The following is a 24,176-nucleotide window of genomic DNA, read 5'->3' as shown; positions in this document are numbered from 1 at the left end:
TGATCAGTTGCTTCTTGCCGGTGGCCTTGACCGCGGCGACGAACTCCGGGTTGTCCCAGGCATTGATCTCACCCTTGCGCGCGACGTACTGGGCGTGCGGCGCGGCCTCGTGGATCTCCGGGATCAGCGGGCCGTTGGGGCCCTGCGGTACCGAGGCGGTGGTGATCACCGGGATCTTCGCCAGGCTGGCGACCTTGGCCAGGGTGGTGGCGTTGGCGCGCAGTTCGGTCATCGGCATGTCCTTGACCGTCTGGAACAGGCCGCTCTGGTGGTCGATCAGCAACATGGCGACGTTGGCCGGATCGATCTTCGGGGTCTGGCCGTTGAAGTTGGCGGGAGCGCTCATTTCCATTTCCTCTTGCAGGGTGGTCGTCCGTGAATTTCGGGCAAAGCCCGGCCGGGCCCGCGCTTCCTGCACGGGCCATGTCCTAGGAGCGGCCGACTTCAGTGGGCGCGGATGAAGCGCCCGTTCTCGAAGTCCTCGATGGCCTGGTCGATTTCTTCGCGGCTGCTCATCACGAAGGGGCCGTAGCCGATGATCGGCTCGTCCAGCGGCTCGCCGCCGAGCACCAGCAACTGCACGTCGTTGTTGGCTTCCAGTTCCAGCCGCGGGTCGTCGCGGTCGAGCAGGGCGACCTGGGCTTCGCGAACGATCTCGTCGCCGACCGCGAGGGTGCCGCGCAGAACCACCACGGCGCAGGTATGACCCCTGGGCAGGTCCAGGTCGAGTTGCTTGCCGGCCTTCAGGTGGATGTCCCACACCGCCAGGGGCGAATGGGTCAGCGCCGGCCCCTGGTGGCGGCCGTAGCGACCGGCGATCACGCGCAGTTCGCCGGCCTTGTCGGGCAGGCTGACGCGGGGGATGTCGGCGTCGAGCAGGGTCTGGTAGCGCGGTGGGTTCATCTTGTCGCGGGACGGCAGGTTGACCCATAGCTGGACCATTTCCAGCGTTCCACCTGTGCTACGGAAGCGTTCCGAGTGGTACTCCTCGTGGAGAATCCCGGAGGCCGCCGTCATCCACTGCACATCCCCCGGCCCGATGCGTCCGCCGGCGCCGGTGGAGTCGTGGTGCTCGACCTCGCCCTGGTAGACGATGGTCACTGTCTCGAAGCCGCGATGAGGATGCTGGCCTACGCCGCGGCGCTGCTGTGCGGGGGGGAAATCAGCAGGCCCGGCGTAGTCCAGCAAGAGGAACGGGCTGATATGCTGGCCCAGTGTGTTGTAGGAAAAGAGCGAGCGAACGGGGAATCCGTCGCCCACCCAGTGGCGGTTGGCGTTGCCGTAGATTCCCAGGACCTTTTTCACGTCGGCGCTCCTCGATTGAGTCGATGGAGCGATACGCTAGTTCCCGGGCGTGGGAACCGGTAGTCCGCAAATCAAGTCTCAGAGTCTCGCAGGTGGAACGATGAGTGGTGAACCGGTGTTCGATTTGAACGAACTCTTTATCTACGCCAAGGTGGTCGAGCACGGTGGCTTCGCCCCCGCCGGGCGGGTGCTGGGGATTCCCAAGTCGACCATCAGCCGCAAGGTCGCGCAGCTCGAGGCGCGCCTGGGCGTGCGCCTGGTGCAGCGCTCGACGCGGCAATTCCAGGTGACCGAGATCGGCCAGGCCTACTACCGTCATTGCGTGGCGATGACGGTGGAAGCGGAGGCTGCCGAGGACGTCATCGAACAGAACCGCTCGGAGCCGTGCGGGATGGTCCGCCTGACCTGCTCGACGCCGCTGCTGCACTTCGAACTGGCGCCGATGCTGGCGCGCTTCATGGCGCAGTATCCGAACGTCGAGCTGTACGTGAAGACCTTCAATCGCCGGGTCGACGTGATCGCCGAAGGCTACGACATCTCGCTGTCGCTGCGTTTCCCGCCGCTGGAGGACAGCGACCTGGTGATGAAGGTGCTGGCGCGCAGCCCGCAGGTGCTGGTGGCCAGCCCGGAGCTGCTGGCCCGCTACCGCCCGCCGGAGCTGCCGGCCGACCTGTCGGCGATGCCCTACGTCGGCTGGGAGCGTTCGCGCCTGGACGGCAGCCTGCGGCTGGTCGGCGCGGATGGCAGCAGCGCGGCCCTCAACCTGCGCCCGCAACTGCTCAGCGACGACCTCGGCACCTTGCGCCAGGCGGTGCTGGAGGGCGTCGGGATCGGCGGCCTGCCGTTCTGCGTGGTCAGTCGCGACCTGGCCGAGCGCCGGCTGGTGCGGGTGCTGCCGGAGTGGACGCCGGTGGAAGGCATGGTGGTGGCAATGTTCCCTTCGCGGCGCGGGCTGTTGCCTTCGGTCCGCGCGCTGATCGACTTTCTCGCCGCAGGCTTCGCCGACGCCGCGCAGCGCCAGTACCCGGCGCCGGGCTGAGGCTCAGCGACCGGCGCCGGGGCCGTAGAGTCGGAGCAGTTGCAGGGTCACGCCGTTGGACCAGCCGAAGCCGTCCTGCAGCGGGTACTCGCCACCGCCGCCGCCGCCCTGGTTGCCGCTGATGTCGTATTTCTCCACCAGTTTTCCTTCGCGGTCGTAGACCTGCTGCACCTGGGCGAGGAATCGCCGGCCGATGTCTTCCGCCAGGGCGTCCCGGCCGTAGGCGCGCAGGCCCTGCACGGCGACCCACTGCAAGGGGGCCCAGCCGTTCGGCTCGTCCCATTGCTGGCCGCTGGCACGGGTGGTGGTGGCCAGTCCGCCCGGGCGCAGCAGTTGGGCGGCGACGCTGTCGGCGGTACGACCGGCGCGTTCGGCGGAGGCCAGCCCGGTGAATAGCGGGAAGAGGCTGGCGGCGTTGATCCGCTCGATGGGGCGACGGCGTTGCCAGTCGTAGTCGGCGTAGTAGCCCGCCGGGTGCCAGAGGTGGCCTTCGATGGCCTGTCGTCGCTTCTCCGCGCGGGCGCCGTAGCCTTGCTCGCAGGCCTTCAGCGCGCTGCTGGCGCAGGCCTTGGCGATGGTTCGTTCGAGATGGTAGAGCAGGGCGTTGAGGTCCACCGGGACGATGGCGGTGGTGCGGATGCTGGCCAGTTCGCGGCCGTCGTCCAGCCAGCGGGAGGAGAAGTCCCAGCCGCTTTCCGCGCCGGCCCGCAGGTCGCGATAGACCTCGCCCATGGGGCGCTGCTGGGCGCGCGCGGCGGTCGCCCGGTCCTCCAGGAAGGACTCCTGGCGCGGTGTGTCGCGGCTGTCCCAGTAGCGGTTCAGCAGGCTGCCGTCGGCCAGTTTCACCAGGTGCAGGCGCGCCTCGTTGGGGCGCAGCCCGGCGGAGCCTTCCATCCAGTAGGCGTATTCCTTCTGTAGCTGCGGCAGGTAGCGCCGGTAGGCGGCGTCGCCTTCGCGTCTTGCCTGCAGGTCCACCATGTAGGCGAAGAACGGCGGCTGCGAACGGCTCAGGTAGTAGCTGCGGTTGCCGTTGGGAATGTGCCCGTAGGTATCGATCAGGTAGGCGAAGTTGTCGAGCATGTCGCGCACCCGCTGGTGCTGCCCGCTCTGCGCAAGGCCGAGCATGGTGAAGTAGGAGTCCCAGTAGTACACCTCGCGGAAGCGTCCGCCGGGGACCACGTAGGGTTTCGGCAGCGGCAGCAGGCTGCTGTGGGCCGGCACCTGCTCGTAGTGGCGGGTCAACGCCGGCCACAGGTCGCTGATGTGGCTGGCGAGATCGGCACCCGCTTCCGGCGGGGCGGTCTCGACGCTGCCGGACTCCTCGAAGTTGCGGCCGACGAAGGCGCGCAGGTCGAAGCCGGGCCGCTCCCTCTCGCGCAGGTAGTCGGCGCGGATCCGTGCAGGCTCGCGCAGCGGGAGCGCATCGACGAAGTGCTTCTGGTCGCTGAACAGCCGGCTTTCCTGCACCGCCTGGAACAGCTCGGGATAGGCTTCGTCGGGGGCGATGGCGCGTTCGCCGCTGGCGTCCTGCCAACCCCAGGACGCGGGCGGGGTAGGCGCCGGGCCCTGGCTGCAGGCCGCCAGCAGGAGCAGGACCCAGGCCGCGAGCATGGCGCGGGGTAGCGCGGTTCGATCAGGCATCGGCTGTCTCCTCTTCGGCAAACGCCGGGCGCGGATCGGTCGCCGGCGGGGTGCGCCTGGGGCGGCGCGGCAACCCGGCGGGAGGGCCGGGAAGGGCGCTACCCCTGTTTCGGTGAGTCGCGGCGCACGAAGTTCCATCGGAAGGATCGCCAGCGTACCTATCGCTTCCGACAGGTCCTTGCGGGTGAACTCCAGCGCTTCGCGCAGGTCGGTCGCAGAAGGGGCGCGAGCCCCCAGTCGCCGTTTCGCCGTGCCGTTCCCCGCTGCCCGCGCCTGTGCGGGGCCTCGGCGGTTCGAATCTCCTGCCCGTCCCGTCACGTCGGGAAGCCTGCGTTTCCCGAGAGGAGTGTCTCGCAATGGCCACCGCACTACGCTTCAGACCACTGGACGCCTTCTACAACGTCCTCAACCCGGTTCCCTTCGGTTTCTTCGTCGCCGCCCTGGTCTTCGATGCCGCCTATTTCGCCACGGCGGAGGTGATGTGGGGCAAGAGCGCGGCCTGGCTGATCAGTCTCGGCCTGCTGTTCGCCATCCTGCCCTGCGTCGTCGACCTGTTCCGCGTATGGCTGCTGCGGCGCGCGGCGGTCGCCGCGACGGCCAGGGTTTCCTCCTTGCTGAAGTTCGCCGGCATCGTCCTGGCCATCTTCAATGCCTTCGTGCACAGCCGCGACGCCTATGCGGTGATGCCGGCCGGTTTGTGGCTGTCGATCGCGACAGTGTTCCTGCTGGCGCTGGGTGAGGCGTTCCTGGCGGTATCCGCGGAGGAGGTGGCGCATGGCTAGCCTCCAGTCGCTGCGCTCCGTCGCGCTTGCCGTCGGCCTGGTCCTGGCCGGCTGCAACCAGGAGTCGCAGAACGATCCGCAGCAGCAGACCGGCGCCAATCCGGCGCTTCCGGAACCGAAGCACTTCCTCCTGCCGCCGATGAAGGTGCCGGAAGGCGTGGGCTGGTCGGGAGAGGCCAAGCCGGCGGTGGCCCAGGGCCTGAAGATCGAGAAGATCGCCGATGGCCTGCAACACCCTCGCCAACTGCTGGTCTTGCCCAACGGCGATGTGCTGGTGGTGGAGGCCAACTCGCCCGGCACCGCGCCGGTGACCACGCCGAAGCAACTCATCGCGGGGATGGTCAAGGGCCAGTCCGGCAAGGCCGGCAAGGGCGGCAACCGCATCACCCTGCTGCGCCGCGCCGACGCCGGAGGCCAGTGGCAGAAGTACGTGTTCCTGGAAGGGCTGGACTCGCCGTTCGGTGTGCAGCGGGTGGGGGACTATCTGTATGTCGCCAATACCGGGAATATCATGCGCTACCGCTATGTGCCGGGTGAAACCCGGGTCGCCGACCCGGGGATGGAGTTCACCGACCTGCCGGACACCATCAACCACCACTGGACCAAGGCGCTGCTCGCCAGTCCCGACGGGCGCAAGCTCTACGTGGGCGTCGGTTCGAACAGCAACATCACCGAGAACGGCACGGCGATCGAATACCGTCGCGCGGCGATTCTCGAGGTGGACGTCGCCAGCCGCGGCAGCCGCATCTACGCCTCCGGCCTGCGCAATCCGACCGGCCTGCAGTGGGAACCGGTCTCCGGCAAGCTGTGGGCCATCGTCAACGAGCGCGATGAGATCGGCAACGACCTGGTCCCGGACTACCTGACCTCGGTACGGGAGGGCGGCTTCTACGGCTGGCCCTACAGCTACTTCGGCCAGCACCTGGATTCGCGGGTGAAGCCGCAGCGTCCCGACCTGGTGGCCAAGGCCATCGTCCCCGACTACGCGCTGGGTTCCCACGTGGCCGCGCTGGGCCTGTTCTTCTACACCGGCGACGAGTTGCCCGAGCGCTATCGCAACGGCGCCTTCGTCAGCCAGCACGGCAGTTGGAACCGCTCGCCGGTCAGCGGCTTCCAGGTGGTCCATGTGCCGTTCGCCGACGGCAAGCCCGCCGGTGCGCCGCAGCCGGTGGTGACCGGGTTCGTCTCCGCGGACGAGAAGCAGTTGTTCGGCGCGCCGGTGGGGTTGGCGCAGGCGGCCGACGGGGCGTTGCTGATCGCCGACGACGTCGGCAACGCGATCTGGCGGGTGAGCGCCGCGGGCGCCGACTAGCGGCCCGCTCGACGGTGTCCGGGCCGGAGCTGGCGGTCCGGGCACGGTGCTGCGGTCCGGCGCAGTAAATCCGTGCGTCCCTCCTGCGTCTCCTGTGCATCCGATCCGCGAATGCCGCTCCTGGCGGCAGGATCGCTCGTTGCCAGTGGAACATCACCACGCCTTGAGGGTTGAAGACATGCACGTCGCCACCAGCGTCATCGAAGACCAGCCGCTCCGCGCCACCCCGGCGGAGGGCGAAACGCTCTACGAATTCTCCCAGTCGCCCTTGCTGGAACGGCAAAGCCGCCAGGAGTCCAACGCGCGCAGCTATCCGCGGCGGATTCCGCTGGCGCTGAAGAAGGCCAAGGGACTGTTGGTGGAGGACGTCGAGGGGCGTACCTTCATCGATTGCCTGGCCGGCGCCGGCACCCTGGCGCTGGGGCACAATCATCCGGTGGTGATCGAGGCGATCCGCCAGGTTCTGGCCGACGAGCTGCCGCTGCACACCCTCGACCTGACCACCCCGGTGAAGGACCAGTTCGTCCAGGACCTGTTCGGCCTGCTGCCGCCGGCGCTGGCCGCCGAGGCGAAGATCCAGTTCTGCGGCCCGACCGGCACCGACGCGGTGGAAGCCGCGCTGAAACTGGTACGCACCGCCACCGGGCGCAGCACCATCCTGTCGTTCCAGGGCGGCTACCACGGCATGAGCCAGGGCGCGCTGGGGCTGATGGGCAATCTCGGACCGAAGAAGCCGCTGGGCGCGGTGCTCAGCACGGGCGTGCAGTTCCTGCCGTATCCCTACGATTACCGTTGCCCGTTCGGTCTCGGCGGCGAGGCGGGGGTCAAGGCGAACCTGCACTACCTGGAGAACCTGCTGAACGATCCGGAAGGCGGCGTGCAGTTGCCGGCGGCGGTGATCGTCGAGGTGGTCCAGGGCGAGGGCGGCGTGGTTCCGGCCGATCTCGACTGGCTGCGCGGCTTGCGGCGGATCACCGAGCAGGCCGGGGTGGCGCTGATCGTCGACGAGATCCAGAGCGGCTTCGCCCGTACCGGCAGGATGTTCGCCTTCGAGCACGCCGGCATCGTCCCCGACGTGGTGGTGCTGTCCAAGGCCATCGGTGGCAGCCTGCCGCTGGCGGTGGTGGTCTATCGCGAATGGCTGGACAAATGGCAGCCCGGCGCCCACGCCGGCACCTTCCGCGGCAACCAGATGGCCATGGCCGCCGGCTCGGCGGTGATGCGCTACCTGAAGGAACACGACCTGGCGGCCCATGCGGCGGCCATGGGCGAGCGCCTGGCCGAGCACCTGCGCATCCTCCAGTGCGACTATCCGCAACTGGGCGATATCCGCGGTCGGGGGCTGATGCTCGGGGTCGAGATCGTCGATCCGCAGGGCGAGGCGGATGCCCTCGGTCATCCGCCGACCGATGGCGCCCTGGCCTCGCGGGTCCAGCGCGAGTGCCTGAGGCGCGGCCTGATCCTCGAACTGGGCGGCCGCCACGGCAGCGTGGTGCGCTTCCTGCCGCCGCTGATCATCGGCGCCGAACAGATCGACGAGGTGGCCCGGCGTTTCGCCCGCGCCCTCGGCGCGGCGCTGGGCGGCTAATTTTCCCGCCGGGCTTTTCGTTATCCAACGCAAGGGTCGTGCTACGCGCGGCCGTTCGATCCCATCAGGAGCAAGCAATGACTTCAGTGTTCGACCGTGACGACATCCAGTTCCAGGTAGTGGTCAACCATGAGGAGCAGTATTCCATCTGGCCGGAATACAAGGAGATTCCCCAGGGCTGGCGGGCGGCCGGCAAGAGCGGCCTGAAGAAGGACTGCCTGGCCTACATCGAGGAAGTCTGGACCGACATGCGCCCGCTGAGCCTGCGCCAGCACATGGACAAGGCGGCCGGCTGAGTGGGCGGTACGCCCGTACGGCTGTTCTGCCTGCCGTATTCCGGCGCCAGCGCCATGACCTACAGCCGCTGGCGGCGCAAGCTGCCCGCCTGGCTGGCGGTGCGTCCGGTGGAGTTGCCGGGGCGCGGGGCGCGGATGGCCGAGCCGTTGCAGACCGACTTGGCGAGCCTGGCGCAGCAACTGGCGCGCGAGCTGCACGACGAGGTCCGCCAGGGCCCCTACGCGATGCTCGGGCACAGCCTCGGCGCCTTGCTCGCCTGCGAGGTGCTGTATGCCTTGCGCGAGCTGGGTTGCCCGACGCCGCTGGGGTTCTTCGCCTGCGGCACCGCGGCGCCGTCGCGACGCGCCGAGTATGACCGCGGTTTCGCCGAACCGAAGAGCGACGCCGAGCTGATCGCCGACCTGCGCGACCTGCAAGGTACGCCGGAAGAGGTGCTGGGCAACCGCGAGCTGATGAGCCTGACCCTGCCGATCCTGCGCGCCGATTTCCTGCTCTGCGGCAGCTATCGTCACCAGCGGCGCCCGCCACTGGCCTGTCCGATCCGAACGCTTGGCGGCAGGGAGGACAAGGCCAGCGAGGAACAGTTGCTGGCCTGGGCCGAGGAAACCCGCAGCGGTTTCGAACTGGAGCTGTTCGACGGCGGGCACTTCTTCATCCATCAGCGCGAGGCCGAGGTGCTGGCGGTCGTCGAGCGTCAGGTCGAGGCCTGGCGCGCGGGGCAGGGTGCCGCGGCGTTGGCGGTGGAGTCGGCGGCGATCTGCTGATGCCATGCCATGGCGCAGGCGGATAACACCCGGGCGCCAGGGGCTCTGCGGCGGCTCCGATGTCGACGAAAAAAAGGCCGGGGAGCATCGCTCCCCGGCCTTTTTCGTTACGACGCGCGGCTCAGCCTTTACCGGCCAGCAGCCCTTCGACTATCGCTTTCATGTCGCTTTCCAGGCCGGCCACCGGGTCCGCCGCCTCGGTGTCCACCACTACCAGGCGTGCGCCGCTGGCGGCGATGGCATCGGCGAGCGGCTTGGGTGGCTGGCGATGGTGCAGGACCAGGGCGATGTCCTCGCTCTTCAGCTCCTCGGCGAAAGCCTGGATATTGGTCTCGGTCCAGCCGTCGTCGGCCTGGATCTCCACGTCCAGCGGGTCCAGGTTGAGCCCGGCGAGCAGGTAGCCGAGGCGTTCGGAGAGGCTGATCACGCTGAGGTTGTCGGCCTTCGCCAGGCGAGTCTCGTTGCTGGCGGTCGCTTCCAGCAATTGCTTCTTCAGCGTCGCCAGGTTGGCCTGGATGGTCGCTGCGGCGCCGGGCGCCAGGCGTTCCAGGTCGCTGGCGAGGACGTCGGCCATGCGCCCCAGGTTGGTCGGGTTGAGCCAGGGGTAGGCATGCAGGTCGCTGCCGGGACGCAGGGCGATGCCGGGCAGGGCGCCGTCCACCGGACGCGCGGCGTCGATCTCGACGATGCGGATATTGCTGCGGCGGGCCAGCGGGTAGAGCGGGTCGTCGCTCCAGATCGAGCGCAGGTCGATCACCGCGTCGGCCTGCCCGGCGGCCTTGGCCAGGCCGCCGGCGCCGCGCCCGGCGAAGAACGAGGCCTGGCGGCTGGCCGGCAGGTTGGCCGGGGCGACCCGTTGCAGCTTGACCTCGGTGTCCCGCAGCAGGCGTTCGGCGAGGGCGTGGGTGACCGGCAGGCTGGCCAGTACCGTGACTTGCGTGGACTGGGCAGCGGCCGGCGTCGCGGCGAGGGCCGGGAGCGGGCCGGCGAGCCCGGTGCAAGCCAGGGCCAGGGCGAGGCAATGGGGTTTCAGGTTCATCCGGGGGTTCCTTTCAGGTGCGGCAGGCAGCCGCGAGCGATGGCGGCGAGGCCGAAGGCCAGGCCGGCGACCAGGATGATCGCGGCGCCGGAGGGAATCGGCAGGTCGAACATGATCGGCAACAGGATACCGGCCAGCGTGCTGACGGTGGCGATCAGCACCGCCAGCCAGAAGAACCCTTTCAGCGACTGGCTGACCAGGCGCGCTGCCGCCGCCGGGATCACCAGCAGGGCCCCGACCAGGATCGCGCCGATCACTTTCACCGCGGCGACGGTGACCAGGGTCACCAGGGCCACGAACAGGTAGTCCAGGCTCTTCACCGCGACCCCGCGCACCGCCGCCAGTTGCGGGTTGAAGCTGGCCAGCATGATGCGGTTGTACAGCGGCAGGGCCAGGCACGGCACCAGCACGGCGACCGCCGCCAGCACCGCGAGGTCATGGCCGTTCACGGTCAGTACCGAGCCGAACAGCACGTTCTCGAGGATATGCACGTTGATCTTGCCCGCCAGCACCAGCAGCAGGCTGGCGCCGAGCGCCAGGGACACCGAGAGGAACACCCCGATCAGGGTGTCCGGGGCCAGGCCGGTGCGGTTGCGCAGGTAGTTGAGCAGGACGCCGAACAGCAGGCAGTAGCCGAACAGGCTGCCGTAGGGCCCGGTGTAGGGCTCGCCGAGAAGGATGCCGATGGCCACGCCGGTGAGCGCGGCGTGGCCGACCGCCTCGGAGAAGAAGGCGAAGCGCTTGACCACCACCAGGGTGCCGAGGCCGCCGAGCACCGGGCCGATCAGCAGGCCGGCGAGGAGCGCGTTGACGACGAAGCCGTAGGCCAGGGTCTCCGGCAGGTAGCCGGCGGCGGCCCAGGCCTGGACGGCCTGGCGCAGTTGTTCGTAGGCGTCGTTCATCGGCTGGCCTCCGCGTTCTTCCGGGGCTGGGTGGAGAACAGCGTGAGCAGGCGTTCCGGGGTCAGGCTGCTGGCCGCCGGACCGTCGAACAGCAGGTGGCGGTTGAGACCGCTGACCCGGTCGGCGAGGCGGCCGACGGCCTCCAGGTCGTGCTCGATCCAGAGCACGGTGACGCCGGCCTGGCGCCAGTCCAGCAGCAGCCGCTCGAAGACCTGGATGCCGCCCTCGTCGAGGGCCGACATCGGTTCGTCCAGTACCAGCAGTTGCGGCGGCGGCACCAGGCCCTGGGCCAGCAGCACGCGCTGGCGCTCGCCGCCGGAGAGGGCGCCCATGCGCCGCCCGCGCTTGGCCAGCATGCCGACCCGTTCCAGGGCCGCGTCGATCGCCGGGCGCCGGCTGCGCGACAGGCCGAGGAAGGCCGGACGGCGCTGGCACATGGCGGCCATGAAATCGTCGACGGTGAGCGGCAGGCCGCGGTCGAACTCCAGCGCCTGCGGCACGTAGCCGATGCAGCCGGGCGCGCCGGGCCACTCCAGGCGCAGCTCGCCGCGATGCGGCATCTGCCCGAGCAGGGTCTTGACCAGCGAACTCTTGCCGCCGCCGTTCGGTCCGACCAGCGCGTGCACGCTGCCGGCCTCGACGCGCAGGCGCACGCCATCGAGGATGCGACTGCCGCCGAGACTCAGGTCGATCCCGGCGAAGTCGATGGCCGGCCCGCAAGGCGTGGCGCAAAGCCGTTCGGCCACGGTCATGCGCCGGCCTCCTGGATGGCGCGGACCACGGTGTCGAGGTTGCGCGCCATTTCTTCCTCGTACTTGCCGGCGCTGTAGTCGCCATAGGAAATGTGCGACAGCGAATAGAGCTTCACCCCGGACTCGCGCTGGATGGTCTCGACGTAGGTGGAGGGGAAGTCGATCTCGGAGAAGATCACCTTCACGTCCAGCGCCTTGAGCTGGTCGATGGTCTTCTTCAACTGGCTCGGACTCGGCTCGATGCCGTGGGCCGGCTCGACCACGGCGGTGACTTCCAGGCCGAATTCGCGCAGCAGGTAGTCGTAGGCGCCGTGGATGGTGGCGACGCGGAAGTCGGCGGCCGGGGCCTTGTTCAGCCGCGCCAGGGCGTCGGCGCGCAGGGCCCGCAGGCGCTTGGCGTAGGCCCGGGCGTTGCGGGTGTAGGCCTTGGCGTTGGCCGGGTCGAGCTTGCCCAGTTCGCGGGCGATGGTGTTGACCTGGGTGATCGAGGCGCTGATGGACAGGAAGGTGTGCGGGTTGACCACCTTGCCGGCGCCGCGCGCGGCCATGCCGGTGGCGGCCAGCAGCGGCACCTTGGCGTTGGCCTCGATCACCGGGATACCGGGCTTTTCGCTGGAGGCGATCATGCGCTCGGCGAAATCGTCGTGGCCGACGCCGTTGAGCACCACCACGTCGAGCGTGCCGATGCGCTTGATGTCCTCGGCGCGTGGCTCGTAGGCATGCGGGTTGAAACCGGCGGGGATCAGCGGCACCACCTCGGCCTTGTCGCCGACGATATTGCTCACGTAGCTGTAGTAGGGGTGCAGGGTGATGCCGATGCGCAGGCGCTTGCCGTCTTCGGCCTGGGCCAGCGGGGCGAGCAGGACCAGCAGCAGGGCGGCCAGCAGGGCGCGGCCCGGGAGGAGGGCGGCGAGGCCGCGCGGACGGGATGAGCGACGGGAGAACAGCATGGAAAAACGCCTTCTGTGGAGTCGATGTGCGATCAATGGCGGTGCTGACGGGTCACGCCGCCGTCGAAGCGGCTGACCACCTGGCGCCAGCCGGCGTCGGCCAGGGCCCGGGCGTCGCCCGGTACGGCGCCGGCAGCGGCCGCGGCGGGCTTCAGCCAGACTTCGGCGGGGCCGAGCAGCAGGAGGAACGAGCCGGCCACCCCGGGCTTGCCGCTGACGCCCAGGTAGCTCGGACGCCCGGCGGTTTCGCCGTGGCTCCAGCGGTGCTCGCCGCGACTGCTCGCGGCGACGTCGGCGACGAAGGGCGGGAAGCCCTCGGCGGCCAGTTCGTCGACGGAGGGCGCGGCTTCGCCGTCTTCCAGGCGCGCCTGGATGTCTTCGGCGGCGACCTGCAGGTCGGCGTAGATGCCCTGTTCGGCGGCATTCAGGTCGAGCCGGGCGTCCACCTGGTGGGCGTCTAGGGCTTGCGCCTCATGGGACTGCTGGCGCAGCCCGACCACCGTGGCGGCGAGGGCCAGGATCAGCACACTGCCGAGCAGTACGTAGAGGGTCTCGTGGCCGGCGCCGGCCGGGCGGACGGTTTCGACGCTCATGGCGCGGCGATGTCGGCGTGGTCGATTTCCACCACGTGGCCGGGGCCGGCGTCGAACAGCACGTAGAACTCGCCGTCGGGACGCTTGAAGGTCAGGGTCGAGTCGGCGCCGAGCTTGCCGGGAACCAGGATCTGCTCGTCGTAGCCGATCACGTCGAGGGTTACGCCGGGGGCGCCGCTGCCGTCGGAGAAGCCGCCCTTGCAGCGGATCTCGCCGGCCTGCACTTCCTCGCATTCGCAGATCGGGTTGTGCGCCAGGGCCGCGCCGCTCAGGCCGAGCAACAGGGCGACCAGGGGCAGGCGCCAGGGGCGGGTGTGGATGCTCATTGCTTACCTCGTTTGTTCAGCCAGGCCACGGTGGCGGGGGATGCCTCGGCCAGGGGAATGGAAGCCTGGTGCATGGAGCCGTCCCAGCCTTCCATGGTGATCCACAGCTCGGCGTCGGGCCGGGTGCGTGGCGGGATCGGCACGCTGGTGCCCATGCGGTAGGGGCTGCCGAAGAAGATCACCCCGGCGGCACGCAGGCTGCGCGGCTTGCCGATGCGCAGGTAGGTCGCCTTGACCTGGGGAATGCAGGCCTGGCAGAGGGCGGCATTGAAGTCCTTCATGAAGCCGGCGGGGCCTTCGTCGTGCGGTGGTTCGATACGCATTTCCGCCAGGCGCAGGCTCCAGGGGCCGACCTGGATCTCGCCCGCCTCGCGTTCGCCGAGGCCGCTGGTGCCGCGGAACAGTGCGACGTCGGCGAAATAACGCGGCATGAAACCGAGCGGGATCAGGATCAGCAGAACGTTCAGGTGGAAACGCCAGCGCAGCCAGAACTGGCGCAGCGGCGAAGCGGTCTGGGCAACGGCGGCCTTGCTCATGGCTGTCCCTCCGCGGTCTGGTTGGCCATTACCGGCGCCGGCTTGGCCGGTTTCGGCCGGCGCGCCGGGCGCTTGCCGCGCTTGACCAGCGCGGCGGTGGCCTGTGCGGTGCGCTTGCTCCAGATCAGCAGGCCGCTGAGCACCATCATGCTCAGCAGCAGGCCGAAGACGAACCAGATCAGCTTGACCCAGATACCGCCGAAATCGCCGGTGTGCAGGGGGCGCATGGATTCGGTGACGAACTCCAGCGGGGTGCGGTCGCCGAGCAGGCGCTTGGCTTCGATCTTGCCCGTATAGGGGTTGATCGCCGCCGATTGGTACATGAGGGGGTACCAGCCGCGGCCTTCCACGTAGATCGGGCTGTAGGCGTTGCTTGGCAGGGACACGCTTGCGGCGTCCAGGCTGGGAATGCCTTCGGTGGCGATCCGCACCGCTTCGTCGAGGCTGATCCGGGGCGCCGTGTGGCCGGTGGGTACTTCGTTGCGGGCGATGACCGGCGGTACGCCTTCGCTGGAAAGGGTGATGTGATTGTCGGCGAGAATCGCCTGGATCAGGAACCAGGTGCCCGTGATGGAAATGATGGCGATGAACCAGATCGACCAGATACCGCTCAGGCGATGGAAGTCGCCCCAGAAGATGCGGGCGCCCTGGCTGATGCGCAGGCGTGGCTTGAAGAACCCTTTCCAGAATCGTTTGTAGACCACCAGGCCGGTGACCAGCGAGGCCAGCATCGGCAGGCCGAGCAACGAAACCAGGTACCAGCCCCAACTGTAGCCATTGTTGAACGGAACCAGCCACCAGCCGTGCAAGGCACGGGTGAACTGGCGGAAATCGAAGTTCGGGCTCTTGCCCTGGATCGTTCCGGTATAGGGGTTGATGTAGAGGCTGGCGCGGGAGCCGTCCGGGTAGCTGACCCGGGCGCTGAGGGCAAAATGCTCTTCGTCGGGGAAGTTCAGCGATTCCACGCGGATCGCCGGTTGAGCCTGGTTTATCGCTTCCAGCAACTGGTCGTGGCTGAGGGGGCGGGCGTCGTCGCTGGGCTTGCCGGCACGGATTTCCGGATTGGCGAGCCATACGATCTCCTGGCTGACCACTGCCAGGGTGCCGGTGACGCAGACGATCAGGACGAAGAACCAGATGGGCAGGGCCAGCCAGCTGTGGACGAGGAACCAGAGTCTGGAGCGGGACTTTTTCGACATGAGGCTAACGGTAGGCTTTGGGGACCACGCGTGCGGTCCATGGGTTGCAGGGCGCTGCTCGCGCTCTGTTCATCTCTATAGGACGTATGAGCCGGAGAGAACCTGAACCTGTATATGAAAGCAAATGTTTCGCAATCGTTTCCGCGTCTGGGGGAGCCGTTTGTGGCCGTTCAGGTCGATGCCTTGCCCTGGCGCCAGTAACCCATGAAGCTTGCAGTGCGGCGATCCAGACCCAACTCCCCGATCCAGTGGCGGCGAATAGCCATCACTGCTGCCGATTCACCGGCAACCCAGGCATAGAACTCTCCGTTCGTTGGCTTGGCCAGCTCCCAGAGTACCTGCCTGTCGATATCCACTTCGCTGACGCGCTGTGGCTTGCCGGCTTCCGGTAGAGTGGCCAGTTCGCTTGCTGCGCGGAGCATTTCCTGGCCGTGCTCGTGTTTCGCCACGTCGCGGGCCAGCCAGTTGAGTTGGGTTTCCGGCGCACACCGTAGGTCCAGTCGGTCCGATTCCCGGGGAATCTCGATGAAGGCCTGCACCGTCGGCCGCTGGTCGCGGTCGGCGAGTTCCTCGAGTATTCCTGCGATGGCTGGCAGGGCGGTTTCATCGCCAATCAGCAGGATATGGCGGATATCCTTCGGCGGACGCCATTCGTAGCCCCCAGGATCGCCGGAATACTTTCCATCTGGCGCCGACATTACCAGGCGCTCGCCGGGACGAGCGTGAGCGGCCCAGCGGGAGGCGGGACCGGTCTCACCATGCAGGACGAAGTCAATGTCCACTTCTCCGGCTTCGCGGCGCAGGGCGCGGATGGTATAGGTGCGCATGGGCGGGCGGCGGCGCGCCTCGAGGCTGCGCACCTGTCTGCGCCAGTCGCCCGTGGCTGGAAGTTGCGGCAGGCTGCGGTCGGCGGCGGGAAACAGCAGCTTTACTCGCTGATCGGCCGCCAGCGTGCGCACCCGAGCGATTTCCGGGCCGCCGAAGGTGAAACGAACCAGCGATGGGCTGAGGGGGCTCCGTCGCTTCAATACCAAGTCGAACAGACGATAGCTGGGGACCTTGGCTAGGCCGGCGCGAAGGGTCAGGTCGCGAAGGTTCCGCGCCAGTGTTTCGGCAAGGCTCATGGTGTTTTCCCTATGGTTGGGTTCTCGAAGTGGAACGCCTGCCGGACGGGAATATTTAGCCGGACGAGGCCTGGTGGTGCGCTAATTTTCCCTGCGGACCATCCGTTCAAGTTGAATCAGCGCCCCTCGTACGGATGATTAGAGATGAATGCCGAAATCGCCTTGAAACTCGCCCGCCGTTTCATCGAGCTGCCACAGGACAAGCGTCCCCTGTTTCTCGATGGCCTGCGCGAGGAAGGGGTGGAGTTTTCCCTGCTTCCCATTCCCGATGGCGTCGTCAGCGAGGATCGCGACGAGCTTTCCTATGCCCAGCGGCGCATGTGGTTCCTCTGGCAGCTCGACCCTCAGGGTGCGGCCTATAACCTGCCGATGGCGGTCCGCCTCAGCGGCCCGCTGGATCGTGCGGCTTTCGAGGCAGCCTTCGCCAGTCTGGTCCAGCGCCATGAAACGCTGCGCACCGTATTTCCCCAGCGTGCCGACGGCACCCCGCGCCAGGCTGCGCTGGAACGTCCGGTGCCGATTGACTTCGAGGACCTATCCCTCTTGCCTGAGGCCGAGCGGGAAACCTGCTTGCGCGAAACTGCCCAGGCCGAATCGCTGCGGCCTTTCGACTTGTGCGAGGGGCCGCTTCTGCGCGTGCGCCTGATCCGTCTGGGCGAGGAGCAGCATGTATTGCTGCTGACCCTGCATCATATCGTGTCCGACGGTTGGTCGATGAACGTGCTGATCGAGGAGTTCAGTCGTTTCTACAAGGCTTGCATGGATAACAGCGAAGCCGGACTTCCACCCCTCCCTATCCAGTATTCCGACTATGCGTTGTGGCAGCGCAGCTGGATGGAAGCGGGGGAGCAGGAACGGCAGCTTGCCTACTGGCGCGAGCGGCTTGGCGATCAGCACCCGCTTTTGGAGTTGCCCACCGATCATCCGCGTCCGGCACAGGCCAGCTACCGTGGAACGCGCTACGAATTCGAAATCGATCCGGCGCTGGTGCAAGCGCTGCGTGCCAGTGCCCGCAGCCAGGGGCTGACGTTGTTCATGCTGTTGCTTGGCGGGTTCAACATTCTTTTGCAGCGTTATAGCGGGCAGTCTGACCTGAGGGTCGGCGTGCCTATCGCCAACCGTAACCGCGCCGAAGTGGAGGGATTGATCGGCCTGTTCGTCAATACCCAGGTTTTGCGCTCGGTGGTGGAAGGCCAGGCCACGGTCGCATCGTTGCTGGCTTCTCTGAAAGACAGCGTGCTCGGTGCCCAGGCTCATCAGGATCTGCCTTTCGAGCGTCTGGTCGAGGCCTTCAAGATCGAGCGCAGCCTGAGCCACAGTCCGCTGTTCCAGGTGATGTACAACCATCAGCCTCAAGTAGCCGATATCGGCTCGCTGGATGATGTGGCCGGCCTGCGTTTCGCTCCTCTCGACTGGAAAAGCCGCACGACCCAGTTCGATCTGAGTCTGGATACCTACGAGAAGGGCGGGCGTTTGCATGCTGCGCTGACCTATGCCACCGATTTGTTCGAAGCCGAGACCATCGAGCGCATGGCGAGGCATTGGCAGAACCTGCTGCGGGCGATGCTCGTCGCTCCCGCTGCGCGCATCGATACGTTGCCGATGCTGGAGGCCGACGAACGTCGGCAGATGCTGGAGACCTGGAACGCCACGGCAGCGAACTATCCATTGGAAACCTGCGTCCATCGACTGTTCGAGCATCAGGTGCAGCGTTCACCGGAGGCGCCGGCGCTGGTGTTCGGTGAACAGCGCCTCAGTTATGGCGAGCTGAACCGCCGCGCCAATCGTCTGGCGCATGCCCTGATAGCGCGGGGTGTCGGGGCGGAATCGTTGATAGGCGTTGCGATGGAGCGCTCTGTGGAACTGGTGATCGCCCTGATGGGAATTCTCAAGGCCGGCGGCGCCTACGTGCCGTTGGATCCTGAGTATCCGCAGGAGCGTCTTTCCTACATGCTGGAGGACAGTGGTGTCCGGCTGTTGCTGACCCAGGCGCATCTGCTGGATGGCCTGCCGGTGTCGGCGGAGGTGCAGCCGCTGGTGCTGGCGGCCGACAGCGAGTGGCTGGAGGGCTTCGATGCGTCCGATCCGGAGGTGGCCGTCACCGGAGAGAATCTCGCCTACGTGATCTACACCTCTGGCTCGACCGGCCGACCCAAGGGCGCCGGCAACCGACATTCGGCGCTGACCAACCGGCTTTGCTGGATGCAGGATGCCTACCAACTGGATGGTAGCGATGCGGTAATGCAGAAGACGCCGTTCAGTTTCGACGTATCCGTATGGGAGTTCTTCTGGCCCCTCATGGTTGGCGCACGCCTGGTACTGGCTCAGCCAGGCGATCATCGCGATCCTTCACGGTTGATGGATCTGATCGGTCGGGAGAGCATCAGTACGTTGCACTTTGTGCCGTCCATGCTGCAGGCCTTCCTGCAGGCGCCTGGGGTTTCCGCCTGCACCAGCCTCAAGCGGATTGTCTGTAGTGGCGAGGCTCTGCCGGTGGATGCGCAGCAAAGGGTGCTCGCCGAATTGCCTGGAGTACGCCTGTACAACCTCTACGGCCCGACTGAGGCGGCTATCGACGTGACCCATTGGGACTGTCGGGAGGAGGGGCGCGACACGGTTCCTATCGGACGTCCGATCGCCAATCTGCGTTGCTACGTTCTCGACGACGCCCTGGAGCCGGTGCCAGTGGGGGCGCTGGGTGAGCTGTACCTGGCTGGCGCCGGCCTTGCGCGGGGCTACCATCTTCGCCCCGCGTTGAGCGCCGAACGCTTCCTCGCCGATCCGTTCGCCACGGGCGAGCGCATGTATCGTACGGGAGACCTCGCACGTTATCGAGCGGATGGCGTCATCGAATATGCCGGACGTATCGATCACCAGGTCAAGCTGCGTGGATTGCGCATCGAACTGGGTGAGATCGAGACGCGCCTGCTGGAGCACCACGCTGTTCGCGAGGCGGCTGTGCTGGTGGTGGATGGCAAGCAACTGGTCGGCTATGTGACGCTGGCTGCCGAGCCCGACGAATGGCGCGAGATGCTCTCTGCCCATCTGGCTGAGAGCCTACCGGAATACATGGTGCCGATGCAGTGGGTCGCTCTGGAGCGCATGCCGCTGAGCCCCAACGGTAAGTTGGATCGCAAGGCGCTGCCCAGGCCTGATGCGACCCTTGGGCGGGTGGTTTACAGCATGCCGCGCAGTCCGGCGGAACGCTGTCTGGCGGAAATCTGGGAAGCGCTGCTGGGCATCGAACGGGTAGGGCTTGACGATAATTTCTTCGCCCTCGGCGGAGACTCTATCGTCTCTATCCAGATGGTCGGTCGGGCCCGTCAGGCCGGTTTCGGGTTGAGTCCGAGAGACCTGTTCCAACACCAGACCATCCGTGGGTTGGCGCAGGTGGCGGTGCCTTGCGACAGCGCGGCAATTCAGGCGCCGGTGGATGGGGAGGTGGCCTTGACACCGGTCCAGCACTGGTTCTTCGGGTTGGACATCCCGAATCGCAGGCACTGGAACCAATCGTTGCTTTTGAAGGCTCGCGAGTCTGTCGATGGCGAACGCCTGGAACAGGCCTTGCTCGCTCTGATTCGTCAGCATGATGCCTTGCGTCTGCGCTTCCGTGAGGAAGAAGGGGGCTGGCGGCAGGAATATTCCGGTGAGGTTGAAAGCCCGCTCTGGCGGCGCCAGGTCGCTTCGGTCGAAGAACTCTCCGCGTTGTGCGAGGAAGCCCAGCGTAGCCTTGATCTGAGCACCGGTCCTCTGCTGCGCGCGCTCCTGGTCGAGCTTCCCGAAGGTGAGCAGCGGCTCTTGCTGGTGATTCATCACCTGGTCGTGGACGGTGTGTCCTGGCGGATTCTGCTGGAGGACTTGCAGCAGTTCTACCAGCGCCCCGACTCGCCTGCGGTGTTGCGCACGCACTCCTACCAGGCCTGGAGCGCACATTTGCGTGAAGTGGCAGGGAAGCGGCATGACGAACTGGCGTTCTGGCAGGCACACCTGGATGGCGCGCCAGCCGACCTGCCTTGCCAGAATCCTCGTGCTCCTCTGGAGAACCGCCACGCCCGCAAGCTGGCCCTGACCCTCGATGCCGAGGCTACCCGACGTCTGCTCCAGGAGGCCCCGGCAGCCTATCGCACCCAGGTCAACGACTTGCTGCTGACCGCCCTGGCACGTGTGGTTTGTAACTGGAGCGGTCACGAAAGCCTGCTTTTGCAACTGGAGGGACACGGGCGCGAGGAATTGGGGGGCGAGCTGGATTTGAGCCGCACCGTTGGTTGGTTCACCAGTCTCTATCCGGTGCACCTGCATCCGGCTGTCGAACCTGGCGCCGCGATCAAGAGCGTCAAGGAACAGCTGCGTTCGATTCCCGACCGAGGGATCGGCTATGGCCTGTTGCGCTATCTGGCAGACCCTGCTTGCGGTGAAGTTCTGGCTCGGTCGCCGCAACCACGCATAACCTTCAATTATCTCGGCCAGTTCGACCATCAGTTCGCCGACGAGGCCCTGTGGTTGCCAGCCGCGGAGCGTTCCGGCAGTGCACAGGACGAACGTGCGCCGCTTGCAAACTGGCTCTCTGTCGAAGGACAGGTCTATCAGGGGCAGCTCGGCCTGACTTGGACCTTCAGCCCCGATATGTTCTCCGACGAGACGGTGCAGGAGCTCGTCGACGCCTTCGCAGCCGATTTGAACGGATTGATCGAGCATTGTTGCGATCCTGCTTCCGGAGGAGTGACGCCGTCCGACTTCCCTCTTGCCGGATTGGATCAGGCGCAACTCGATGCGCTGTCCCTGCCTTATGGGGAAATCGAAGACATCTATCCACTGACTCCGATGCAGGAAGGTTTGCTGTTGCACACCCTGATGGAGCCGAACTCTGGCATCTATTTCATGCAGGATCGCTATGTCATCGACAGCGACATCGATATGCCGCGCTTCGAGGCAGCCTGGCGCGAGGTGGCCCGACGACACGATGCATTGCGCGCATCCTTCCATGTCGACGACTCCGGACAGATGCGGCAGATCATCCATCGCGAAGCGAAGCTCAAGGTGTTCTTCGACGATTGGAGCGGTCGTCCCGAAGAGGAGCACGAAGAAGCTCTCGCCGAGTTGTTGGCCGAAGATCGCCGGCGTGGCTTCGATCTCCTGAGGACGCCGCCGTTCTTCCTGCGGGTGATCCGCAGGGCTCCCGGACGCCACTGGTTTGTGCTGAGCAACCACCACATCCTGATCGATGCCTGGTGTCGTTCGCTGCTGTTGCAGGATTTCTTCCTTCTTTACAGTCGCAAACAGGTGTTGCCGCCGGCGCCGCGCTACCGCGATTTCATCGAGTGGCTGCAGACCCAGGGCGAACGTGCCGCGCTGGAGGCTTGGCGTAAGGAGCTGGAAGGCTTCGAGCAGCCGACTCCGTTACCGTTCGACCGACCAGTACACCGGCAGGGCGGGACCTCCATCATTGGCGACCGCTACGCCAACCTGGCGCCGGAACAAGGGCGTCGCTTGCGCGAACTGGCCCAACAGCATCATCTCACCGTCAATACCCTGGCCCAGGCGGCTTGGGCGCTCGTGCTGCGTCGCTACAGCGGCCTGCACGACGTACTGTTCGGTGTTACCGTCGCCGGGCGGCCGGTCAGTCGACCGGAAATGCAGAATACCGTCGGGCTGTTCATCAACAGTATCGCCCTGCGGGTCCGCCTGCCCGGTGGCGACTCGCGGCTGACGGTTCGCGAATGGCTGCAGGGCCTGTTCCAGCAGAATCTCGAGTTGCGTGAACACGAGCATCTGTCGCTGGTGCAGATCCAGGCGTGCAGCGCCCTGGAAAAGGGCCAGCGAATGTTCGACAGCCTGTTCGTCTACGAGAATGCTCCAGTGGAAAGCAAGCTGTTTTCCAGCGCCGAGGAGCTTCAGGCGCGCTCCGACACGGCGCGTACACACACCAACTATCCGTTGACCGTGGTGGTGTATCCGGGGGATGACCTGGGACTGCATCTGTCGTACGACGAGCGCTACTTCGACGAGGAGACAGTCGACCGTCTGCTGACCGACTTCAAGCGCCTGCTACTGGCGATCAGTGATGGCTTCCACGACGCTTTCACCGAGCTGCCGCTGGTGCCGGAAGAAGAGTACGCAGCGCTGTTGCCCCGCCCCGCGGGGCGCCGCGCCTATCCTTTCGATGAAGGCTATGTACGTCTGTTCGAGGCGCAGGTGGATCGTCTGGGCGAGCGAGTAGCCGCGACCTGCCGCGACCGCGCCTGGTCCTACCGCCAGCTCGACGCAGAGGCCAACCGAGTTGCCTGGGGCCTGCTCGAGGCCGGTGTAGAACGCGATCGCGCGGTGGCCTTGCTGGCCGATCGTGGGTTGGAACTGATGGCGATGATGATCGGCACCTTCAAGGCGGGAGCAGCCTATCTGCCGCTCGATCCATCCTTGCCGCGGAGCCGGCTGGTAAATCTGCTGAAACTTGGAGGTGTGCCTGCCCTGGTCGTTGGCGAGGGCCACCAGGCCCTGGCTCGCGAGTTGCTCGAGGAATTGCCGGAGGAGTCGCGGCCGGCGCTTCTCGACTGGGCCGCCCAGCAGGGGCAAGGCAAGTGCGAACAACGGCCAGGCATTGTCGCGCCGACCAATGGCCTTGCCTATGTGATCTATACCTCCGGCTCCACCGGCCATCCCAAGGGGGTGATGGTGGAACAGGCAGGCATGCTCAACAATCAGTTGAGCAAGGTGCCGTTGCTGGCTCTGGACGAGAACGACGTAATCGCCCAGACCGCTTCGCAGAGTTTCGATATCTCGGTCTGGCAGTTCCTCGCGGCACCGCTCTTCGGTGCGCAGGTGGACATCCTGCCGAACGATATTGCTCACGATCCGCTGGCACTCTCGCGGCGCGTCCGCGAGCGTGGCATCACTGTGCTGGAACTGGTGCCCTCGCTGATTCAGGAGGTGCTCGATGATCCCCAGGAAACCTTGCCTGGATTGCGCTGGATGCTCTCCACCGGCGAAGCTCTCTCCCCCGAATTGGCCCGCCGCTGGCTGACGCGTTATCCGCAGGTAGGGTTGATGAATGCCTATGGGCCGGCCGAATGCTCGGACGACGTCTCTTTCTTCCGGGTAGACACGCAAAGCACTGGCGGCACCTATCTGCCTATTGGCCAGGCCACCGACAACAACCACCTCCAGGTCCTGGACGACGATCTGCTACCGGTCCCGCTGGGCGGCATCGGCGAACTGTATGTCTCCGGCACCGGCGTAGGCCGTGGCTATCTTGCTGACCCCGGTCGTACCGCGCTCGCTTTCCTGCCCGACCCCTACGCTCAGGTACCCGGCAGCCGGATCTACCGGACCGGCGATCTGGCCTGTCGAGGCAAGGGTGATCAACTGGAATATGTCGGTCGTATCGACCATCAGGTGAAGGTGCGTGGTTTCCGCATCGAATTGGGTGAGATCGAGTCGAGGCTTCTCGAGTTGCCGATCGTCCGCGAAGCGGTTGTCCTGGCTCAGGATGGGCCGACCGGAAAATCCCTCGCTGCCTACCTGGTACCTGCGGAATCCGATACGCCATGGGTGGCCTTGCGCGACGAATGCCGGGCGGCCCTGAAAGGGCAACTGCCGGAATACATGCTGCCGAGCCTGTGGAGGTCTCTCGATAGTCTGCCCCTGAACCCGAACGGGAAAATCGATCGCAAGGCGTTACCTCCAATCGAGGACAGCCAGGATCAGTCCCATTTCGTCGCACCGCACGAAGGGCTGGAAAGGAGTCTCGCGGAAATCTGGGCCGAGGTGCTCAAGGTGGAGCGGGTCGGTCGCGACGACAACTTCTTCGAGCTCGGTGGTCATTCCCTGCTGGTGACTCAGGTGCTTTCCCGCATCCGTCGTCGGTTGGGTCTGGAGCTTCCTCTGGCAGCGCTGTTCGAACATGCCAATCTCGCCGATTTCGCCGCCTATGCGAAATCAGCAGGTGGCACTCTGCAAACGCCCCTGCGGCGCATGGATCGGGGGGCTGCATCTCCCTTGTCGTATGCCCAGCAACGCCAGTGGTTCCTCTG

At 66.4% G+C, this 24,176-nt stretch carries 19 protein-coding genes; 7 read left to right on the top strand and 12 right to left on the bottom strand.

The features are described 5' to 3' along the window. Positions 1 to 346 (bottom strand): isochorismatase family protein (locus HMPREF2886_RS19090; protein ID WP_139148408.1); only part of this gene is annotated, 346 nt, incomplete at its 3' end. Positions 347 to 444: 98 nt separating this feature from the next. Beyond that, positions 445 to 1,305 carry a pirin family protein gene (locus HMPREF2886_RS19085; protein ID WP_070748085.1) on the bottom strand — a complete coding sequence of 287 codons (861 nt, stop codon included), beginning with the start codon at positions 1,303 to 1,305 and terminating at the stop codon, positions 445 to 447. A gap of 100 nt (positions 1,306 to 1,405) precedes the next feature. Between HMPREF2886_RS19085 and HMPREF2886_RS19080 the strand changes: the two genes are divergently transcribed. Next, positions 1,406 to 2,344 (top strand): LysR substrate-binding domain-containing protein, encoded by a 939-nt coding sequence (locus tag HMPREF2886_RS19080; RefSeq protein ID WP_033973655.1) that lies wholly within the window; start codon positions 1,406 to 1,408, stop codon positions 2,342 to 2,344. Positions 2,345 to 2,347: 3 nt separating this feature from the next. On the opposite strand, the gene treA is transcribed toward HMPREF2886_RS19080, so the two are convergent. Next, positions 2,348 to 3,985, bottom strand: coding sequence for an alpha,alpha-trehalase TreA (gene treA / locus HMPREF2886_RS19075; RefSeq protein WP_070748082.1), 1,638 nt, complete (start codon positions 3,983 to 3,985; stop codon positions 2,348 to 2,350). A gap of 356 nt (positions 3,986 to 4,341) precedes the next feature. Here treA and HMPREF2886_RS19070 point away from each other — a divergent pair, with 356 nt between their 5' ends. From HMPREF2886_RS19070 to HMPREF2886_RS19050, 5 genes are all read left to right on the top strand, one after another. Continuing rightward, positions 4,342 to 4,767, top strand: a complete 426-nt coding sequence (locus tag HMPREF2886_RS19070) for a DUF2231 domain-containing protein (RefSeq protein ID WP_033978302.1) — start codon at positions 4,342 to 4,344, stop codon at positions 4,765 to 4,767. Further along, on the top strand, positions 4,760 to 6,079 hold the full coding sequence (locus tag HMPREF2886_RS19065; protein ID WP_042170857.1) for a PQQ-dependent sugar dehydrogenase: 1,320 nt from the start codon (positions 4,760 to 4,762) through the stop codon (positions 6,077 to 6,079). Before HMPREF2886_RS19070 ends, HMPREF2886_RS19065 begins: the two co-directional genes overlap by 8 nt. 178 nt (positions 6,080 to 6,257) lie before the next feature. Beyond that, on the top strand, positions 6,258 to 7,667 hold the full coding sequence (locus HMPREF2886_RS19060) for an aspartate aminotransferase family protein (RefSeq protein WP_070748080.1): 1,410 nt from the start codon (positions 6,258 to 6,260) through the stop codon (positions 7,665 to 7,667). A 77-nt stretch (positions 7,668 to 7,744) separates the two neighbouring features. Beyond that, the gene (locus tag HMPREF2886_RS19055) at positions 7,745 to 7,963 is read left to right on the top strand and encodes an MbtH family protein (RefSeq protein ID WP_003089636.1); all 219 of its coding nucleotides are present in this window, start codon (positions 7,745 to 7,747) and stop codon (positions 7,961 to 7,963) included. Next, complete coding sequence (locus HMPREF2886_RS19050; protein WP_003105945.1) at positions 7,964 to 8,728, top strand: thioesterase II family protein; 765 nt, start codon at positions 7,964 to 7,966, stop codon at positions 8,726 to 8,728. A gap of 121 nt (positions 8,729 to 8,849) precedes the next feature. On the opposite strand, the gene HMPREF2886_RS19045 is transcribed toward HMPREF2886_RS19050, so the two are convergent. From HMPREF2886_RS19045 to HMPREF2886_RS19005, 9 genes are all read right to left on the bottom strand, one after another. Further along, positions 8,850 to 9,767 carry a metal ABC transporter solute-binding protein, Zn/Mn family gene (locus HMPREF2886_RS19045; protein WP_058178889.1) on the bottom strand — a complete coding sequence of 306 codons (918 nt, stop codon included), beginning with the start codon at positions 9,765 to 9,767 and terminating at the stop codon, positions 8,850 to 8,852. Further along, positions 9,764 to 10,669, bottom strand: coding sequence for a metal ABC transporter permease (locus HMPREF2886_RS19040; protein WP_003106903.1), 906 nt, complete (start codon positions 10,667 to 10,669; stop codon positions 9,764 to 9,766). Before HMPREF2886_RS19040 ends, HMPREF2886_RS19045 begins: the two co-directional genes overlap by 4 nt. Next, a complete protein-coding gene (locus HMPREF2886_RS19035) occupies positions 10,666 to 11,421 on the bottom strand; it encodes a metal ABC transporter ATP-binding protein (RefSeq protein ID WP_003116923.1) in 756 nt (251 codons plus the stop codon). Before HMPREF2886_RS19035 ends, HMPREF2886_RS19040 begins: the two co-directional genes overlap by 4 nt. Further along, on the bottom strand, positions 11,418 to 12,371 hold the full coding sequence (locus HMPREF2886_RS19030) for a metal ABC transporter substrate-binding protein (RefSeq protein WP_070748078.1): 954 nt from the start codon (positions 12,369 to 12,371) through the stop codon (positions 11,418 to 11,420). Before HMPREF2886_RS19030 ends, HMPREF2886_RS19035 begins: the two co-directional genes overlap by 4 nt. Before the next feature lie 32 nt (positions 12,372 to 12,403). Further along, positions 12,404 to 12,964: a DUF6162 family protein gene (locus HMPREF2886_RS19025; protein WP_039027707.1), complete on the bottom strand. Its 561-nt coding sequence runs from the start codon at positions 12,962 to 12,964 to the stop codon at positions 12,404 to 12,406. Next, entirely contained in the window at positions 12,961 to 13,290 is a 330-nt protein-coding gene (locus tag HMPREF2886_RS19020; protein WP_058018210.1) for a hypothetical protein, read from the bottom strand. The genes HMPREF2886_RS19025 and HMPREF2886_RS19020 overlap by 4 nt, the downstream gene beginning before the upstream one ends. Next, the gene (locus HMPREF2886_RS19015) at positions 13,287 to 13,826 is read right to left on the bottom strand and encodes a hypothetical protein (RefSeq protein WP_039027705.1); all 540 of its coding nucleotides are present in this window, start codon (positions 13,824 to 13,826) and stop codon (positions 13,287 to 13,289) included. The genes HMPREF2886_RS19020 and HMPREF2886_RS19015 overlap by 4 nt, the downstream gene beginning before the upstream one ends. Continuing rightward, on the bottom strand, positions 13,823 to 15,025 hold the full coding sequence (locus HMPREF2886_RS19010) for a PepSY-associated TM helix domain-containing protein (RefSeq protein ID WP_033978311.1): 1,203 nt from the start codon (positions 15,023 to 15,025) through the stop codon (positions 13,823 to 13,825). Before HMPREF2886_RS19010 ends, HMPREF2886_RS19015 begins: the two co-directional genes overlap by 4 nt. A gap of 170 nt (positions 15,026 to 15,195) precedes the next feature. Continuing rightward, entirely contained in the window at positions 15,196 to 16,149 is a 954-nt protein-coding gene (locus HMPREF2886_RS19005; RefSeq protein WP_070748076.1) for a siderophore-interacting protein, read from the bottom strand. A gap of 144 nt (positions 16,150 to 16,293) precedes the next feature. On the opposite strand from HMPREF2886_RS19005, the gene HMPREF2886_RS19000 reads away from it, so the two are divergent. Then, positions 16,294 to 24,176, top strand: a 7,883-nt coding sequence (locus HMPREF2886_RS19000) for a non-ribosomal peptide synthetase (RefSeq protein ID WP_070748074.1), incomplete at its 3' end; no start/stop codon positions are given.

Origin of the sequence: Pseudomonas sp. HMSC066A08 (assembly GCF_001813025.1) — a bacterium.
Classification (GTDB): Bacteria; Pseudomonadota; Gammaproteobacteria; order Pseudomonadales; family Pseudomonadaceae; genus Pseudomonas; species Pseudomonas aeruginosa.
This window is presented reverse-complemented; position numbering and strand designations above follow the sequence as displayed.

Bases quoted from the DNA above. Each gene is read 5' to 3' on its own strand.
- HMPREF2886_RS19020 (WP_058018210.1), bottom strand. From the start codon at position 13,290: ATGAGCATCCACACCCGCCCCTGGCGCCTGCCCCTGGTCGCCCTGTTG.
- HMPREF2886_RS19035 (WP_003116923.1), bottom strand. From the start codon at position 11,421: ATGACCGTGGCCGAACGGCTTTGCGCCACGCCTTGCGGGCCGGCCATC.
- HMPREF2886_RS19030 (WP_070748078.1), bottom strand. From the start codon at position 12,371: ATGCTGTTCTCCCGTCGCTCATCCCGTCCGCGCGGCCTCGCCGCCCTC.
- HMPREF2886_RS19040 (WP_003106903.1), bottom strand. From the start codon at position 10,669: ATGAACGACGCCTACGAACAACTGCGCCAGGCCGTCCAGGCCTGGGCC.
- HMPREF2886_RS19025 (WP_039027707.1), bottom strand. From the start codon at position 12,964: ATGAGCGTCGAAACCGTCCGCCCGGCCGGCGCCGGCCACGAGACCCTC.
- HMPREF2886_RS19080 (WP_033973655.1), top strand. From the start codon at position 1,406: ATGAGTGGTGAACCGGTGTTCGATTTGAACGAACTCTTTATCTACGCC.
- HMPREF2886_RS19015 (WP_039027705.1), bottom strand. From the start codon at position 13,826: ATGAGCAAGGCCGCCGTTGCCCAGACCGCTTCGCCGCTGCGCCAGTTC.
- HMPREF2886_RS19070 (WP_033978302.1), top strand. From the start codon at position 4,342: ATGGCCACCGCACTACGCTTCAGACCACTGGACGCCTTCTACAACGTC.
- HMPREF2886_RS19065 (WP_042170857.1), top strand. From the start codon at position 4,760: ATGGCTAGCCTCCAGTCGCTGCGCTCCGTCGCGCTTGCCGTCGGCCTG.
- HMPREF2886_RS19010 (WP_033978311.1), bottom strand. From the start codon at position 15,025: ATGTCGAAAAAGTCCCGCTCCAGACTCTGGTTCCTCGTCCACAGCTGG.
- treA (WP_070748082.1), bottom strand. From the start codon at position 3,985: ATGCCTGATCGAACCGCGCTACCCCGCGCCATGCTCGCGGCCTGGGTC.
- HMPREF2886_RS19055 (WP_003089636.1), top strand. From the start codon at position 7,745: ATGACTTCAGTGTTCGACCGTGACGACATCCAGTTCCAGGTAGTGGTC.
- HMPREF2886_RS19005 (WP_070748076.1), bottom strand. From the start codon at position 16,149: ATGAGCCTTGCCGAAACACTGGCGCGGAACCTTCGCGACCTGACCCTT.
- HMPREF2886_RS19060 (WP_070748080.1), top strand. From the start codon at position 6,258: ATGCACGTCGCCACCAGCGTCATCGAAGACCAGCCGCTCCGCGCCACC.
- HMPREF2886_RS19045 (WP_058178889.1), bottom strand. From the start codon at position 9,767: ATGAACCTGAAACCCCATTGCCTCGCCCTGGCCCTGGCTTGCACCGGG.